We start from the raw sequence: 14,897 nt of genomic DNA on the forward strand, positions 1-14,897 counted from the left end.
TTTATGTTTTTTGATTTTCTCTCTCTAATGTTTACCGCAGCCCTCATGACGTTAGGGCTTGCGGTTTGTTCGTTAGTGGCAGGCTTGTTGTTAAGCATGTTCTTTGCCGTGTTGGAAGCCAACCGGGTAGTGGGTAAACCCATGGCGGTATTGGTGGCCTTATTGCGTGGTTTGCCGGAAATTTTAGTGGTGCTTTTGGTGTATTTCGGCTCCAGCGAAGTGGTGGAAATGATCACTGGGGAATACATTGAATTTGGTGCTTTCGGTTGTGGCGTGTTTGCGTTATCGCTTATTTTTGCCGCCTATGCTTCACAAACCTTGCGTGGCGCGATTCAGGCCATCCCTAAAGGGCAATGGGAATCCGGCGCGGCACTGGGACTAAGCAAAGGTTACACTTTTCTTCACATTATCATGCCGCAGGTATGGCGTCATGCGTTGCCGGGATTGAGCAACCAATGGTTGGTTTTATTAAAAGATACCGCACTGATTTCTTTGATTGGCGTGGATGATTTAATGCGTCAAGCGCAGTTGATCAATACCAATACGCACCAACCTTTTACTTGGTATGGCATTGCGGCATTGATTTATCTAGTGGTGACCTTGGTGAGCCAAGTGGGCATTCGTAAATTAGAACTGCGTTTCACCCGTTTTGAAAGAGAGGTGAAATAATGTTTTGGGAATATTTACAGGTGATCGCGCAAGGCATTCCAACCAGTTTGTTGCTGACCGTTGTTTCTTTAAGCATTGCGTTTTTATTGGCTCTACTATTCACTTTCCTGCTTTCCATGGAAAATAAAGCGGCGAAAAGTGCGGTCAATTTATATCTTACTTTATTCACCGGTACGCCGTTGTTAGTGCAGTTTTTCTTAATTTATGCGGGTCCGGGGCAATTCCAATGGGTGGTGGATAGCCCATTGTGGTCGCTGTTTTCTAATGCGTGGTTTTGTGCGGCATTGGCTTTAGCTTTAAATAGTGCGGCTTATTCCACTCAGTTATTTCATGGCGCAGTAAAAGCCATTCCAAAAGGGCAGTGGGAAAGTTGTGCAGCATTAGGTTTAAGTCGTTTGCAAACATTGAAAATTCTGATTCCTTATGCTTTAAAACGTGCATTACCGTCTTATTCCAATGAAATTATTTTGGTGTTCAAAGGTACGGCCTTGGCGTCCACGATCACGATTATGGATATCATGGGCTACGCCCGCCAACTTTATGGCACGGAATACGATGCACTGACCATTTACGGCATTGCCGGCGGAATTTATTTAATTATTACCGGTATTGCCACATTATTGCTACGTAAACTGGAAAATCGGGTGCTTGCCTTTGAACGTTTGGATACAAGAGGCGCATAAAGTGCGGTCGTTTTTTGCAATATTTTTAAAATCCCCAAATTTGGGGATTTTTTATGAATAATCATTGCATAAATATTCATAAAATAATAATATATTTTCATTATGGGTAAAGTGTAAGCAAAGTTGTAGTCTCAATACCAATCACAACATCATATTCACAGCAAAGGAGGGAGTATTATGAAAACAGTACTTATTAGCAGTTTTTTAATGGGTGTGGCAGTCACTGCTAGTGCTCAAACCCTAACTTTCGGCACGGAGCCAAGCTACCCGCCTTTTGAGTCAACCACCGAAAAAGGGGAATTAGTGGGATTTGATATTGATATCGTCAATGCTATTTGCAACGAAATTCAAGCGGTCTGCACATTTCAAACGCAGCCCTTTGACGCGTTGATTCCCAGTGTTAAAGCCAAACGTTTTGACGCTGCCATATCGGCGATTGATATTACCGAAGCGCGTGCCAAACAAGTGTTGTTCAGCGATTCTTATTACGATAGTTCGGCAAGTTATGTGGCGTTAAAAGGCAGTATGGATTTAGTAAAAGCGAAAAATATCGGCGTACAAAACGGTTCGACATTTCAACAATATACTTTGGCGGAAACCAAACAATACACGCCAAAGGCTTATGTGAATTTGCAAGACGCTATTTTAGATTTAAAAAACGGGCGAATTGACATTGTGTTAAGTGACACAGCTCTATTGGCTGATATGATGAAAAAAGAGCCTGAACTGCAATTTGTCGGCGGAAAAGTAGTCAACCCTAAATATTTTGGTAATGGCGTGGGCATCGTGGTGAATAAATCCAACAAGGCCTTGCAAGAAAGCCTCAACAAAGGCTTGGCGGCGATTAAAGCCAGTGGCGAATATCAGAAGATTTATGCCAAGTGGATGACGGAGTAAAGGAAGTCAATATTGAAAAATGGGCAGGAAACTGCCCATTTTTTATGGATTATTGGTAAGCCAACCTGCCACAATCAGCACTAAGGCGAAAATTGCGCCCCAAATTAAATGAATTTTAACGCTCTTACGGTTAATTTCTTCATTGTACAATCGACGCTCTTCCAGTTTCTGTTTATAAATTTCAAGATTTTCCGGCTTAAATGAAAAACCGCAATTGGGGCAAAACTCCGCACTTTCACTGATTTTTTTCCGGCATTCGGGGCAACGATGTAACATGATTTTCTCTGATGACATTAATATTGATAAAGCTCCCACAATGTAGCGATTTTGGCTAAAAACACAAGACATTTTCACCGCACTTTTAGTTCAATTTGAAAGTGTGATTAATGTCACATTTTATGAAGATATTTTAGACCGATGGATCATCGCTTGTTTACTTCATTGTAACAGAAGCCTAAAATACCGCACTCTTACTCAAATGTGAGTAAAAGAATTTAAACATTAACTTGAACCTCTTGCTTTTAGAATAAGTAGGTTCTTTACATAGGATTCTCATATGTTGTGGTTTTTCTTCTGTGTTTTGGTGTTGCTTTTAGGCTACTTTGTTTATAGCAAAATCATTGAAAAGATTTTTGTCATTAATCCTAATCGTCAAACGCCGGCTTACCAAGTCAATGATGGCGTGGATTACATGCCAATGTCCAAAACCAAAATTTGGTTAATTCAGTTATTAAATATTGCGGGTACCGGTCCGATTTTCGGTCCGATTCTTGGTGCGTTATACGGACCTGTGGCGATGTTATGGATCGTTGTCGGTTGTATTTTTGCCGGTGCAGTGCATGACTATTTTTGCGGTATGTTAAGTATTCGCCATGGCGGTGCAACCATGCCTTATTTGGCCGGTAAGTTTTTAGGCCGTCCGGTAAAAGTATTTATTAATATTTTAGCTCTTGTTCTTCTTTTATTAGTTGGTGTGGTCTTTGTTTCGAGCCCTGCACAATTAATGGGCACTATCACTATGGATGTCATGGGGGCTTCCCAAGGTGCATTACAATTAGGTGATGCTGAAGCGGTTCACAAGGCGGTTGAAGCTGGTGGTTTAACCGTATGGGGAATGGATAAAGCTACCGTGGTTTCTGTCTGGACCGTGATTATTTTTGCTTATTATATTCTTGCAACCTTATTGCCAATTGACAAAATTATCGGTCGTATTTATCCGCTGTTTGGCGCGTTATTGCTCTTTATGTCTGTGGGTATGGTGTACGGTTTGGTGTCTGCGCACTTCAGTGCGGTAGATCCTATCGAATTCTTCCGTACCATTAATGCAGACGGACAAGGTTTAACCTTGGATAAATTCGCACAAAACTTCCAAGTGAAAGGCGACGTACCAATTTGGCCATTATTATTCTTAACCATTTCTTGTGGTGCGCTATCCGGTTTCCACGCGACACAAACGCCATTAATGGCACGTTGTGCAGAAAATGAAAAAGAAGGTCGCTTCATTTTCTACGGCGCGATGATTGCTGAAGGTATTATTGCTTTAGTATGGTGTATGGTGGGGCTTGCATTCTATGAGAATCCACAAGCTTTACAAGATGCTATTGCTGCAGGTTCACCATCTAAAGTCGTGTATGACAGCTCATTACATTTCTTAGGTTTCGTGGGCGGTATTTTTGCGGTGTTAGGTGTTGTGGTACTTCCAATCACTTCAGGTGATACGGCATTCCGTGCGGCACGTTTACAATTAGCTGAAATCTTCAATATCGATCAACGTTCGCTTTCTAAACGTTTATTAATTGCTGTGCCATTGTTCGTATTGGGTTATTTTGTTTCTACCATTGACTTTAGCGTGTTATGGCGTTACTTCACTTGGGCGAACCAAATGACTGCAATGGTGATGTTATGGACTGCCGCGGCTTATTTATATCGCTACCGTAAATTCCACTGGGTGGCATCTATCCCGGCTTGGTTTATTACCACTGTCTGTGCGACTTACTTGTATTACAACAAAATCGGGTTTGGATTAGACTATCAGTTATCCGTATATTTAGGCTTTGCGACAACCGTTGTATGCGTTGTGTTATTCTTTGCTTTGGTTAAACGTTCCGGCGAATCTGATCCGGAAGCGTTAGTGAATAGTTTAGCAAAACAATAAAAACAGCGACCGCACTTTTTGCGGAGTCTCCTGTATTTACTAAACATCCTGCTAATGAATATTGGCAGGATGTTTTTTTATGTGGAGAAAATTATCGGTAACATATTGTGGCTATTAATAAATATACAAAACTTTACATGCTCCTTTTATGAAAGCGCTTGCAACTTGAGCAAACAAATAATAAACTTAGCTCAAAGTGGTAAAAAGTGGTTTTTTGTGGTGAATTTTGGATCTAAATCCCAAATTCAGAGCAAGTAAACAGACAAAAAGGTGAATTTCATGTTTCGTGGAGCTTCGGCAGTCAATTTAGATGCGAAGGGTAGGCTTGCCATCCCAACCCGCTATCGCGCCGAGCTTTTGGAACAAAACCAAGGGCAAATGGTTTGTACCGTGGATATTCGTCAACCTTGTTTATTGCTTTATCCCCTCAAAGAGTGGGAGGTCATTGAACAAAAACTGCTTGAGCTCTCCAACTTCGATCCCGTACAACGTAGCCTACAACGGGTGATGTTGGGATACGCAACCGAGTGTGAATTAGATAGTGCCGGTCGAATTTTAATTAGTAGTCCGTTACGCCAACATGCCAAATTAGAAAAATCCATTATGTTGGTCGGGCAACTTAATAAATTTGAAATTTGGAGTGATGCCGAATGGCAAGCCCAAGTGGAACAAGATATGGCACTGGGTGCAACAGATACATTTGCTCTATCGGAAAAATTAAAAACGCTGTCATTATAAGAGTAAAACTCATCAAACAGCGGCACTAGCAAAAGATAAGCGGCGGTTGCGCCGCTCTATCTTCTCTTTGTCTTATATTGCAATTTTTATGTACCATTGGTAATGACTTATGACTCATTTAAATGCTTTTTCGTCAGCTGAGCACTCAACGGTTTTGTTACATGAAACCGTTGATGGTTTGGCATTGAAAGAAAACGGTATTTATATTGACGGTACATTCGGTCGTGGCGGTCATTCCCGCTTGATCCTCTCCAAATTATCCGCTAATGGCAAATTAATCGCTATCGATCGCGACCCGAAGGCTGTAGCGGAAGCCCAAAAAATCCAAGACCCACGTTTTCAGATTGAACACAACACGTTTTCGGAAATTTTACCTATTTGTGAAAAATTAGGTTTAGTCGGCAAAATTGACGGTATTTTGCTTGATCTTGGCGTATCTTCTCCGCAATTAGATGATGCCGCACGCGGTTTCAGTTTCATGAAGGACGGTCCATTGGATATGCGAATGGATGACAGTAAAGGCATTTCTGCTGCTGAATGGTTGCAACAGATTTCCGAACAAGATTTAGCGTGGGTGTTAAAAACCTTTGGTGAAGAGCGCTTTGCCAAAAAAATAGCCAAAGCTATCGTCGATTACAATAAAAGTGCGGTGCAAAATGGCAGTGAATTTTTAACCCGTACTTTACAGCTTGCCGAATTAATTGCACATACCGTGCCGTTCAAAGATAAACACAAACATCCGGCGACCCGCAGTTTTCAAGCTATTCGTATTTTTATTAATGCCGAATTGGATGAATTGGAAAAAGTGTTGCAATCCGCATTAACCGTGTTGGCTCCGGCAGGGCGTTTGTCTGTGATTAGCTTTCATTCGTTGGAAGATCGCATGGTAAAACATTTCATGCGCAAGCAAAGTCAAGGTGCGGAGATTCCAAAAGGATTGCCTTTGCGTGAAGACCAAATTCAACGTAATCAAACTTTAAAAGTTATTGGCAAAGCAATTATGCCTACGGAAGCGGAGATTGCTCAAAATCCGCGTGCCAGAAGTGCCGTATTACGTGTTGCGGAGAGATTGAGCTGATGTTGGAAAATAACGATCGATTCCCGTTACAAGAGATCATTATGGAAGATTTATTTACTTCCAATAAGTTAGTGTTGATCTTGTTATTAGCCATTACCGTCAGTGCTCTCGGCACAGTTTGGATTACACACCAAACTCGTGGTTTGGTGGCGGAAAAAGGGGATTTGGTCTTGCAGCACCAGGCACTTGAAAATGAGTTTTTAAATTTAAAATTAGAAGAAGCGACACTAAGCGATAATACGAGAATTGAAGCAATTGCCAAACAATTAGGCATGCAACGTGCAACACCAGAACAAGAAGTTGTTATTCTTGAGTAGCATGGAAGGTGATGAAAATGGTCAAGTTTAATAAATCAGTCAAACCGATTAAACCGAAAAAAGCAACAAAAGTCTCATCTCAAGGCGGTTCTGCGGTAAAACCCAATAAACCGAAGATTGTCTATGAAAAGAGTTTTTTGCAAACCCGTTATATTTCAGCTTTGAGCTTGATTTTTATGGGATTAATCGCCCTTGTTACCCAAGCCGCATATGTGCAGATCGTGAATGCCGATTCATTAATGGATGAAGCGGACAAACGTTCTTTGCGCACACAAGAAATTCAGTTCGTGCGCGGTTCTATTTTGGATCGTAATGGTCAACTTTTATCCGTCAGCGTACCAATGTACTCTGTGGTGGCGGATCCGAAATTTATTTTTGATGAAAATTCTTTAAAAGACAAAGAACGTTGGCAAAAACTAGCGGAAGCCTTAGGGATTTCTTATGGCAATTTAGTTAAACGGGTGGAGAAAGACCCGAAATCACGTTTTGTGTATTTATCCCGTCAAATTTCGCCGACACTTGCCCAATATGTTAAAGATTTAAAAATTACCGGTATTGTTTTGAAATCGGAGGCCCGTCGTTTTTATCCGCGAGTGGAGGAGACCGCACATTTAATCGGTTATACCAACATTGACGGTTCAGGTATTGAAGGCATTGAAAAGAGCTTTGATTCCATGTTGGTCGGCAAATCCGGATCATTAACTTATCGTAAAGATAAATTCGGCAACATCGTGGAGAATATTTCCGATGTGAAAAAATACGATGCACAAGATGTGACCTTGAGTATCGATGAAAAATTACAGTCCATGGTGTATCGTGAAATTAAGAAAGCTGTGGCGGAAAACAAAGCGGAATCCGGCACAGCCGTATTGGTGGATGTGCGTACCGGTGAAGTGTTGGCTATGGCCAATGCGCCTTCGTATAACCCGAATAATCGTGCCGGCGTGAAATCTGAATTGACGCGTAACCGCGCCATTACCGATACTTTTGAACCGGGTTCTACGGTAAAACCATTTGTCGTTTTGACCGCACTTCAACGCGGTGCCGTGCGTCGTGATGAAATTATTAATACCGGACCGTTAATTTTAAATGGTCATGAAGTCAAAGACGTAGCACCACGTGATAGATTAAGCTTGGACGGTATTTTAGAAAATTCCAGTAACCGTGGTGTAAGCCGTTTGGCTTTACGTATGCCGCCAAATGCTTTAATGGAAACTTACCAAAGTGCAGGGTTAGGCAAACCAACGGATTTAGGATTAATCGGCGAACAATCCGGTTTGTTAAACGCGCATCGCGCTCGTTGGTCAGATATCGAGCGTGCTAACGTAGCTTATGGTTATGGTTTGAATGCGACCCCGTTACAAATTGCCCGTGCTTATGTGACATTAGGTAGCTTTGGGATTTATCGTCCGCTTTCCATTACTAAAGTGGATCCACCGGTAGTCGGTAATCGCGTTTTCTCCGAAAAAATCACGCGTGAAGTTGTGAATATGATGGAAAAAGTGGCGATTAAAAATGGCCGTGCGATGGTGGAAGGGTATCGTGTCGGTATTAAAACCGGTACGGCGAAAAAATTAGAAAACGGGCGTTATGTTGATAAATATGTCGCCTACACTGCCGGTATTGCGCCAATTACCGATCCGCGTTATGCCTTGGTTGTTTTAATTAACGATCCGAAAGCCGGTCAATATTATGGTGGTGCGGTTTCTGCACCGATCTTCTCTAACATTATGAGCTATGCTTTGCGTACCAATAATGTTGCACCGGATGGTGTCGAGCAAGACAAGACCGCGAGACGTACGGTTCGTCTCAGTGATAAGAAACCTAGCGGCGTAAACTAATTTGATGAGATTAAATCATGTACCGATTAACCCACCTTTTAGGGATTGATATTGAAGGAGACGTCAATCTTACCCACATGACACTAGACAGCCGAACTGCAAAGGCCGGCTGTCTTTTTATTGCGATTAAAGGTCATCAAACCGATGGTCGCCAATATATCCCGCAAGCCTTACAGAGCGGTGCAAGTGCGGTCATTTTTGAGGCCGATTCTGCCCAACAGCATTTGCAAATTCATTACGAACAAAATGTTCCTTTGATTGCTTTTTATCAATTAAGCGAAAATCTCTCACGTTTGGCGGATGTATTTTACCAATCTCCCTCCAAGCGCCTTACCTTAGTCGGTGTGACGGGCACCAACGGTAAAACCACGACGACGCAATTATTAGCCCAATGGACACAATTGTTAGGGCACACCTCTGCCGTAATGGGGACGATTGGGAATGGCTTATTCGGTCAAGTAAAAGAGGCGGCCAATACCACAGGTTCGGCAGTAGAAATTCAAGCCTCGCTTGCCGACTTTGTCACTCAGGGAGCCGATTTTGCCGCGATTGAAGTATCGTCACATGGTTTGGTGCAACACCGTGTAGAAGGTGTGCATTTCAGTGCGGCAGTATTTACTAATTTAAGTCGAGATCATCTTGATTATCATCATTCCATGGAAAATTATGCGGCAGCCAAAAAACGGTTATTCACCGAATTAGATAGCCGCTACCAAATTATTGATGCGGATGACCCGATAGGTGCCGCGTGGTTGAGGGAATTACCGAATGCTGTTGCCGTGAGTACCAACCCTGACTTTTCACCTCAGCAAACACAGTGGTTAAAAGCGGTTGAGGTGCGTTTTCATCATAAAGGTGCGGTGATCAAGTTTGCATCTTCATGGGGGGATGGCGAATTACACAGTGCTTTAATCGGCGCGTTTAATGTCAGCAATCTATTATTGGTGACCGCTACGTTGTTAACCTTGGGTTATTCTTTAAGTGAATTGGTGAACAGCGTAAATAAACTCAACGGTGTATGCGGTCGTATGGAAATGTTGACGGTAACTCATAAACCCACTGTCATCGTAGATTATGCTCACACACCGGATGCTTTAGAAAAAGCCTTACAGGCAGCGCGGTTGCATTGCCATGGCAAACTTTGGTGTATTTTTGGTTGCGGAGGTGATCGTGATCGCGGTAAACGTCCGTTAATGGCGGGTATTGCGGAGAAATTATCTGATCACGTGATTGCGACGGATGACAATCCGCGTACGGAAGATCATACCCAAATCATGGCGGATATTTTGAAAGGTTTCATTAATCCGCAAGCGGTGCAAGTGATACATCAACGTGAAGAAGCCATTGCTACGGCAATTAAAAGTGCGGTGGAAAATGACGTTATTTTAATTGCTGGTAAAGGTCATGAAGATTATCAAATTATCGGCAAAACCAAGCACCATTTTTCCGACCAAGAAGTAGCCCGACACTATTTATCTCACTAAAAATAACATGATTACATTATCTCTTTCTCAACTTGCTTCTATTTTAGATGCTCAATTACTTGGCGACGGCGCACTGACGGTAGAAAACGTCAGCACTGACAGCCGCCAATCTATCTCGAAAGGTTTATTCTTTGCCTTAAAAGGCGAACATTTTGATGCCCATCATTATTTAGATAAAGCTGCTGAACAAGGTTGTATTGCCGCCGTAGTGGAAGGCCAAACAAACGCTTCGATCGCGCAGTTAGTGGTAAAAGACACCTGTTTGGCGCTCGGACAACTTGCCAAATGGTTACGCGAAAAGATTAATCCGAAAACCGTTGCTATGACAGGCTCTTCCGGCAAGACCACCGTAAAAGAAATGACGGCCGCCATTTTGCAGCAAAGTGCGGTGGATTTTGACGATGTTTTATTTACCCACGGCAACTTCAACAATGACATCGGCGTGCCACTCACATTATTACGCTTAACGGAACAACATAAATTTGCTGTCATTGAACTTGGCGCGAATCATATCGGTGAAATTGCTTATACCACCGCCTTGGCGCAACCTGATGTCGCGTTGGTGAATAACGTGGCGGCTGCACATTTGGAAGGATTTGGTTCTCTTGATGGCGTAGCAACCGCCAAAGGCGAAATTTACCGTGGACTAACCTCAAACGGCACTGCAATTATTAATCTCGCCCATAATTATCAACAAAAATGGCAGGCGGAAATCGGTGACCATTCGGTGCAATATTTTGCTTACGATAATCCGCAAGCCGATTATTATGCCGAAAACATTGTATTTTCCGAGCAGGGTGCTTCTTTTCTTTTACATACGCCAAAAGGCAGTATTCAAATTCATTCTTCTTATTTGGGTGAACATAATGTCAGCAATGCCTTGGCGGCAACTGCATTGGCAATGAATGTCGGTGCCAGTTTGCAGGATGTACAAAACGGCTTGGCGATGAAATCCCAAGTGAAAGGGCGCTTGTTCCCAATTGAGCCTTGTGAAAATCTCTTACTCTTAGATGATACCTACAACGCTAACGTAGGCTCCATGAAATCCGCTATTTCCGTGTTGCAAAAATATCCGGCATTTCGCGTCTTTGTTGTTGGTGATATGGCGGAATTGGGCGATAATACACAGCTTTGTCACCAAGAGGTGGCCGATTTTGCGCACGCCGCCAAATTAGATTTGGTGCTTTCTTGTGGCCATGCGTCAGAAGTGATAAGTGCGGTCAATTCGGGCAAACATTTTACGGATAAAACCGAGTTGGCAGATTATTTAATCTCGGTAATTAAACAACAATTAACAGAACAAAAAGTCGTTGTTTTAGTGAAAGGATCACGCAGTATGAAAATGGAGAATGTGATCGATTTATTGAAGGATAGTTTTCTATGTTAGTTTGGATTGCAGAATTTTTAACCAAATATTATTCTAATTTTCACGTTATTTCTTACATCACCGTGCGCGCTATTTTGGCGTTATTAACGGCACTTTTGCTTTCTTTGTGGATTGGTCCCAAGGTGATTCGTCGCCTGCAAATGTTGAAATTTGGCCAGGTTGTACGTAATGACGGGCCGGAAAGCCATTTCGCGAAAACAGGTACGCCAACTATGGGCGGCGTGATGATTTTATTCGCCATCGGCGTCAGCACGTTGTTATGGGCGGATTTGGCAAATCCATACATTTGGTTTAGTTTATTCGTATTATTCGGTTACGGCACCGTGGGTTTTGTGGATGATTACCGCAAAATTACCCGTAAAAACACGGATGGCTTAGTGGCTCGTTGGAAATATTTTTGGTTGTCCGTGGTGGCATTAGTGGCGATTTTCGGGATGTACGCCATGGGCAAAGATACGGACGCAACCCGTTTGGTGGTGCCATTCTTTAAAGAATTTATGCCGCAACTTGGTGTCTTTTATATTGTGTTATCGTATTTCGTGATCGTGGGATCCAGTAATGCGGTGAATTTCACCGATGGTTTAGATGGTCTGGCTATTATGCCGACAGTGTTAGTTGCCGGCGCATTTGCTTTGGTGGCATGGGCAACCGGTAACGTCAACTTCGCCGAATATTTACACATTCCGTATATTAAATTTAGTGCCGAATTAGTCGTATTCTGTACCGCCATTGTGGGGGCCGGCTTAGGGTTCTTATGGTTTAACACTTATCCTGCGCAAGTCTTTATGGGCGATGTGGGCTCGTTGGCTTTAGGTGGCGCTTTAGGCGTGATTGCCGTGTTGGTGCGCCAGGAATTTTTATTGCTCATCATGGGTGGGGTGTTTGTGATGGAAACCCTATCGGTCATTCTTCAAGTGGGCTCCTATAAATTACGCAACAAACAACGCATTTTTTTAATGGCGCCGATTCATCATCATTTTGAGAAAAAAGGCTGGCCGGAACCGCGTGTTATTGTGCGCTTTTGGATCATTTCATTAATGCTCGTATTAATCGGTTTGGTCACCTTAAAACTGCGTTAAGCCGAATCAAAGAGCGGTCGTTTTTGAGAGAGAATTTCAATGCAATATCAAAATAAAAAAGTCACCGTGATCGGTTTAGGCAAGACGGGATTGTCTTGTGTGGATTTTTTACGTGCCAAACAGGCGGATGTACGAGTGATTGATACCCGCCAACAGCCGGCAGGTGCCGATCAATTAAGCAAAGAAATTTCGTTGCATACGGGTAGCTTAAATCAACAATGGCTGTTGGAAAGTGATTTGATTGTTATCAGCCCGGGGCTTGCGGTAAAAACACCTGAAATTCAGACCGCACTTCAAGCGGGCGTTGAAGTGGTGGGTGACATTGAATTATTCTGCCGTGAAGCGGATAAACCGATCGTGGCGATTACCGGTTCGAACGGCAAAAGTACTGTGACCACATTAGTCGCGGAGATGGCGAAAGCCGGCGGGTTAAGTGTGGGGATGGGGGGGAACATCGGCATTCCGGCGCTTTCTTTGTTAAATCAACAACATGATTTGTATGTGTTGGAGCTTTCCAGTTTTCAATTAGAAACCACTTATTCTCTCAAAGCTGTGGCAGCAACAGTGTTAAATGTCACCGAAGATCACATGAACCGCTATGTCGATTTACAGGATTATCGCCACGCCAAACTCAAAATTTATGATAATTGTCAAACTGCCGTCATTAACGGGGAAGACGCTTTAACGTTGCCGACAACACAATGCCCGCAACAACAAGTCTCTTTTGCGCAAAATAACGCGGATTATTGGTTAAAAACCGATGGACACCACACTTATTTAATGGCGCGTAATGAGTCCATTTTGACCATTGATGAAATGAAACTAAGCGGACGTCATAATTATATGAATGCCTTGGCCGCTATAGCTTTGGCACAGGCCGCGGGCATAAATTTATCGGGAATTCAGACCGCACTTCGTGAGTTTGGCGGATTGGAGCATCGTTTTCAATTGGCGCACATGGCAGATGGTGTACGTTGGATTAACGATTCTAAAGCGACCAATGTGGGAAGCACTGTTGCGGCCTTAACCGGTTTACAGGTGAAGGGAAAATTGCATTTATTGCTCGGTGGTGACGGCAAAGGCGCAGATTTTTCCGAATTGGCTGTATTAATTAATCAACCGCATATTTTTTGTTATTGCTTTGGGCAGGATGGCAAACAGTTAGCTGCACTTTCGCCACAAAGCCAATTATTTGACACCATGGAACAGGCCATTGCGGCAATTCGTCCGCAATTACAAGCAGGAGACATGGTGTTGTTATCTCCGGCGTGCGCCAGCTTGGATCAATTCCCTTGTTTTGAAGCGCGTGGCGATGAATTTACGCGTTTAGCGCAATTAAGCTCGTCGTTAGATTAGGGCAAATTAGGAAAATACATGGGATTTTGGGATAAGTTTAAAGAGAGTAGCTTACAAGCAACCACGGTCACACCAAGTAGTTTGTTGTATGATCGTACGTTGCTTTGGCTGTATTTAGTATTACTATTAATCGGTTTATTGGCAGTGTCGTCCGCATCCATTCCGGTGGGAACCCGTTTGTATAGTGATGCTTTTTATTTTGCCAAGCGAGATGTGGTTTACATTGTCCTTTCCTGTATCACCTGTTATTTCACCTTACAAATTTCCATGGAAAAATGGGAGAAATGGCACGTGAGATTATTTTGCATTGCGTTGATTTTGCTTGTCCTTGTGATGATCCCCGGTATTGGTCGTGAAGTTAATGGTGCGCGCCGTTGGATTCCCATGGGATTGTTTAATTTCCAACCTGCAGAATTTGCCAAATTAGCGTTAACCTGTTTTCTTGCCAGTTATTTCACCCGTCGCTACGACGAAGTACGCAGTCGTAAATTAAGTGCATTTAAGCCTTTTATGGTAATGGGATTAATGGGGTGTTTCCTTTTAGTACAACCTGACTTGGGTAGTACTGTCGTATTATTTATCATCACTTTTGGTTTATTATTTATCGTTGGCGCCAACTTCTGGCAGTTCATCGGTTTAATTGGTGTCGGCGTGTTGATGTTTGTCTGGTTGGTTCTGTCTTCCGCTTATCGTCTGAAACGTATCACCGGTTTTATGGATCCGTTTAAGGACCCTTACGGTACAGGCTTTCAATTATCCAACTCCCTTATGGCATTCGGACGTGGCGGCTTTTTTGGCGAAGGGTTAGGCAATTCCGTGTTGAAACTGGAATATTTGCCGGAAGCGCATACTGACTTCGTGATGGCAATTGTAGGCGAAGAGTTTGGTTTTTTTGGCATTTTTATCATCATTATTTTACTCGGCTTATTAGTCTTCCGCGCCATGAAAATCGGGCGTGAATCTTTAATTTTGGAACAGCGCTTCAAAGGCTTTTTAGCCTTCGGTATCAGTTTTTGGATTTTCTTTCAAGGTTTCGTCAATCTAGGTATGGCACTGGGGATGTTACCAACCAAAGGTTTGACTTTTCCGCTCATCAGTTACGGTGGTTCCAGTATTATCATTATGTCCATCACTGTCGGAATGTTGCTACGCATTGATCATGAAAACCGCTTAATGCGTGGTGGTCAAGCACGATTGCGGGATGATTAAAAAG

At 42.9% G+C, this 14,897-nt stretch carries 14 protein-coding genes; 13 read left to right on the plus strand and 1 reads right to left on the minus strand.

All coding sequences use genetic code 11. The features are described 5' to 3' along the window. Nucleotides 1-3 precede the first annotated feature (3 nt). From artQ to DK428_RS07395, 3 genes are all read left to right on the plus strand, one after another. Nucleotides 4-669 carry an arginine ABC transporter permease ArtQ gene (gene artQ, locus DK428_RS07385; protein WP_109063460.1) on the plus strand — a complete coding sequence of 222 codons (666 nt, stop codon included), beginning with the start codon at nt 4-6 and terminating at the stop codon, nt 667-669. Next, nucleotides 669-1,352 carry an arginine ABC transporter permease ArtM gene (gene artM, locus DK428_RS07390; RefSeq protein WP_005701435.1) on the plus strand — a complete coding sequence of 228 codons (684 nt, stop codon included), beginning with the start codon at nt 669-671 and terminating at the stop codon, nt 1,350-1,352. The genes artQ and artM overlap by 1 nt, the downstream gene beginning before the upstream one ends. Before the next feature lie 177 nt (nt 1,353-1,529). Beyond that, a complete protein-coding gene (locus DK428_RS07395) occupies nt 1,530-2,249 on the plus strand; it encodes a transporter substrate-binding domain-containing protein (RefSeq protein ID WP_109063461.1) in 720 nt (239 codons plus the stop codon). 42 nt (nt 2,250-2,291) lie between these two features. Here the strand turns inward: DK428_RS07395 and DK428_RS07400 are convergent, their stop codons facing one another. After that, complete coding sequence (locus DK428_RS07400) at nt 2,292-2,528, minus strand: zinc ribbon domain-containing protein (RefSeq protein WP_109063678.1); 237 nt, start codon at nt 2,526-2,528, stop codon at nt 2,292-2,294. 277 nt (nt 2,529-2,805) lie between these two features. Between DK428_RS07400 and DK428_RS07405 the strand changes: the two genes are divergently transcribed. The 10 genes from DK428_RS07405 to ftsW all read left to right on the plus strand — a co-directional run bounded on the left by DK428_RS07405 (nt 2,806) and on the right by ftsW (nt 14,893). Further along, complete coding sequence (locus DK428_RS07405; protein WP_109063462.1) at nt 2,806-4,404, plus strand: carbon starvation CstA family protein; 1,599 nt, start codon at nt 2,806-2,808, stop codon at nt 4,402-4,404. Between the two features lie 279 nt (nt 4,405-4,683). Next, on the plus strand, nt 4,684-5,142 hold the full coding sequence (gene mraZ / locus DK428_RS07415; RefSeq protein ID WP_109063464.1) for a division/cell wall cluster transcriptional repressor MraZ: 459 nt from the start codon (nt 4,684-4,686) through the stop codon (nt 5,140-5,142). Between the two features lie 109 nt (nt 5,143-5,251). Beyond that, the gene (gene rsmH / locus DK428_RS07420) at nt 5,252-6,220 is read left to right on the plus strand and encodes a 16S rRNA (cytosine(1402)-N(4))-methyltransferase RsmH (RefSeq protein WP_109063465.1); all 969 of its coding nucleotides are present in this window, start codon (nt 5,252-5,254) and stop codon (nt 6,218-6,220) included. Continuing rightward, nucleotides 6,220-6,537, plus strand: a complete 318-nt coding sequence (gene ftsL, locus DK428_RS07425; protein ID WP_109063466.1) for a cell division protein FtsL — start codon at nt 6,220-6,222, stop codon at nt 6,535-6,537. The genes rsmH and ftsL overlap by 1 nt, the downstream gene beginning before the upstream one ends. Nucleotides 6,538-6,554: 17 nt before the next feature. Then, nucleotides 6,555-8,378, plus strand: coding sequence for a peptidoglycan glycosyltransferase FtsI (ftsI, locus tag DK428_RS07430; protein ID WP_109063467.1), 1,824 nt, complete (start codon nt 6,555-6,557; stop codon nt 8,376-8,378). Between the two features lie 17 nt (nt 8,379-8,395). Further along, nucleotides 8,396-9,862: a UDP-N-acetylmuramoyl-L-alanyl-D-glutamate--2,6-diaminopimelate ligase gene (gene murE / locus DK428_RS07435; protein WP_109063468.1), complete on the plus strand. Its 1,467-nt coding sequence runs from the start codon at nt 8,396-8,398 to the stop codon at nt 9,860-9,862. 7 nt (nt 9,863-9,869) lie between these two features. Further along, nucleotides 9,870-11,249, plus strand: a complete 1,380-nt coding sequence (murF, locus tag DK428_RS07440; RefSeq protein ID WP_109063469.1) for a UDP-N-acetylmuramoyl-tripeptide--D-alanyl-D-alanine ligase — start codon at nt 9,870-9,872, stop codon at nt 11,247-11,249. Then, the gene (gene mraY / locus DK428_RS07445; RefSeq protein WP_109063470.1) at nt 11,243-12,328 is read left to right on the plus strand and encodes a phospho-N-acetylmuramoyl-pentapeptide-transferase; all 1,086 of its coding nucleotides are present in this window, start codon (nt 11,243-11,245) and stop codon (nt 12,326-12,328) included. The genes murF and mraY overlap by 7 nt, the downstream gene beginning before the upstream one ends. A gap of 39 nt (nt 12,329-12,367) precedes the next feature. Continuing rightward, on the plus strand, nt 12,368-13,684 hold the full coding sequence (murD, locus tag DK428_RS07450) for a UDP-N-acetylmuramoyl-L-alanine--D-glutamate ligase (RefSeq protein WP_109063471.1): 1,317 nt from the start codon (nt 12,368-12,370) through the stop codon (nt 13,682-13,684). 18 nt (nt 13,685-13,702) lie between these two features. Next, nucleotides 13,703-14,893, plus strand: a complete 1,191-nt coding sequence (gene ftsW, locus DK428_RS07455) for a putative lipid II flippase FtsW (protein ID WP_065294557.1) — start codon at nt 13,703-13,705, stop codon at nt 14,891-14,893. The last annotated feature ends 4 nt before the right edge of the window (nt 14,894-14,897 follow it).

It is taken from the genome of Aggregatibacter kilianii, from assembly GCF_003130255.1.
Lineage (GTDB): Bacteria > Pseudomonadota > Gammaproteobacteria > Enterobacterales > Pasteurellaceae > Aggregatibacter > Aggregatibacter kilianii.

What these genes read in the sequence shown, in the direction of transcription:
- artQ (WP_109063460.1), top strand. Translation starts at nt 4, where the DNA reads ATGTTTTTTGATTTTCTCTCTCTAATGTTTACCGCAGCCCTCATGACG.
- artM (WP_005701435.1), top strand. Translation starts at nt 669, where the DNA reads ATGTTTTGGGAATATTTACAGGTGATCGCGCAAGGCATTCCAACCAGT.
- DK428_RS07395 (WP_109063461.1), top strand. Translation starts at nt 1,530, where the DNA reads ATGAAAACAGTACTTATTAGCAGTTTTTTAATGGGTGTGGCAGTCACT.
- DK428_RS07405 (WP_109063462.1), top strand. Translation starts at nt 2,806, where the DNA reads ATGTTGTGGTTTTTCTTCTGTGTTTTGGTGTTGCTTTTAGGCTACTTT.
- mraZ (WP_109063464.1), top strand. Translation starts at nt 4,684, where the DNA reads ATGTTTCGTGGAGCTTCGGCAGTCAATTTAGATGCGAAGGGTAGGCTT.
- rsmH (WP_109063465.1), top strand. Translation starts at nt 5,252, where the DNA reads ATGACTCATTTAAATGCTTTTTCGTCAGCTGAGCACTCAACGGTTTTG.
- ftsL (WP_109063466.1), top strand. Translation starts at nt 6,220, where the DNA reads ATGTTGGAAAATAACGATCGATTCCCGTTACAAGAGATCATTATGGAA.
- ftsI (WP_109063467.1), top strand. Translation starts at nt 6,555, where the DNA reads ATGGTCAAGTTTAATAAATCAGTCAAACCGATTAAACCGAAAAAAGCA.
- murE (WP_109063468.1), top strand. Translation starts at nt 8,396, where the DNA reads ATGTACCGATTAACCCACCTTTTAGGGATTGATATTGAAGGAGACGTC.
- murF (WP_109063469.1), top strand. Translation starts at nt 9,870, where the DNA reads ATGATTACATTATCTCTTTCTCAACTTGCTTCTATTTTAGATGCTCAA.
- mraY (WP_109063470.1), top strand. Translation starts at nt 11,243, where the DNA reads ATGTTAGTTTGGATTGCAGAATTTTTAACCAAATATTATTCTAATTTT.
- murD (WP_109063471.1), top strand. Translation starts at nt 12,368, where the DNA reads ATGCAATATCAAAATAAAAAAGTCACCGTGATCGGTTTAGGCAAGACG.
- ftsW (WP_065294557.1), top strand. Translation starts at nt 13,703, where the DNA reads ATGGGATTTTGGGATAAGTTTAAAGAGAGTAGCTTACAAGCAACCACG.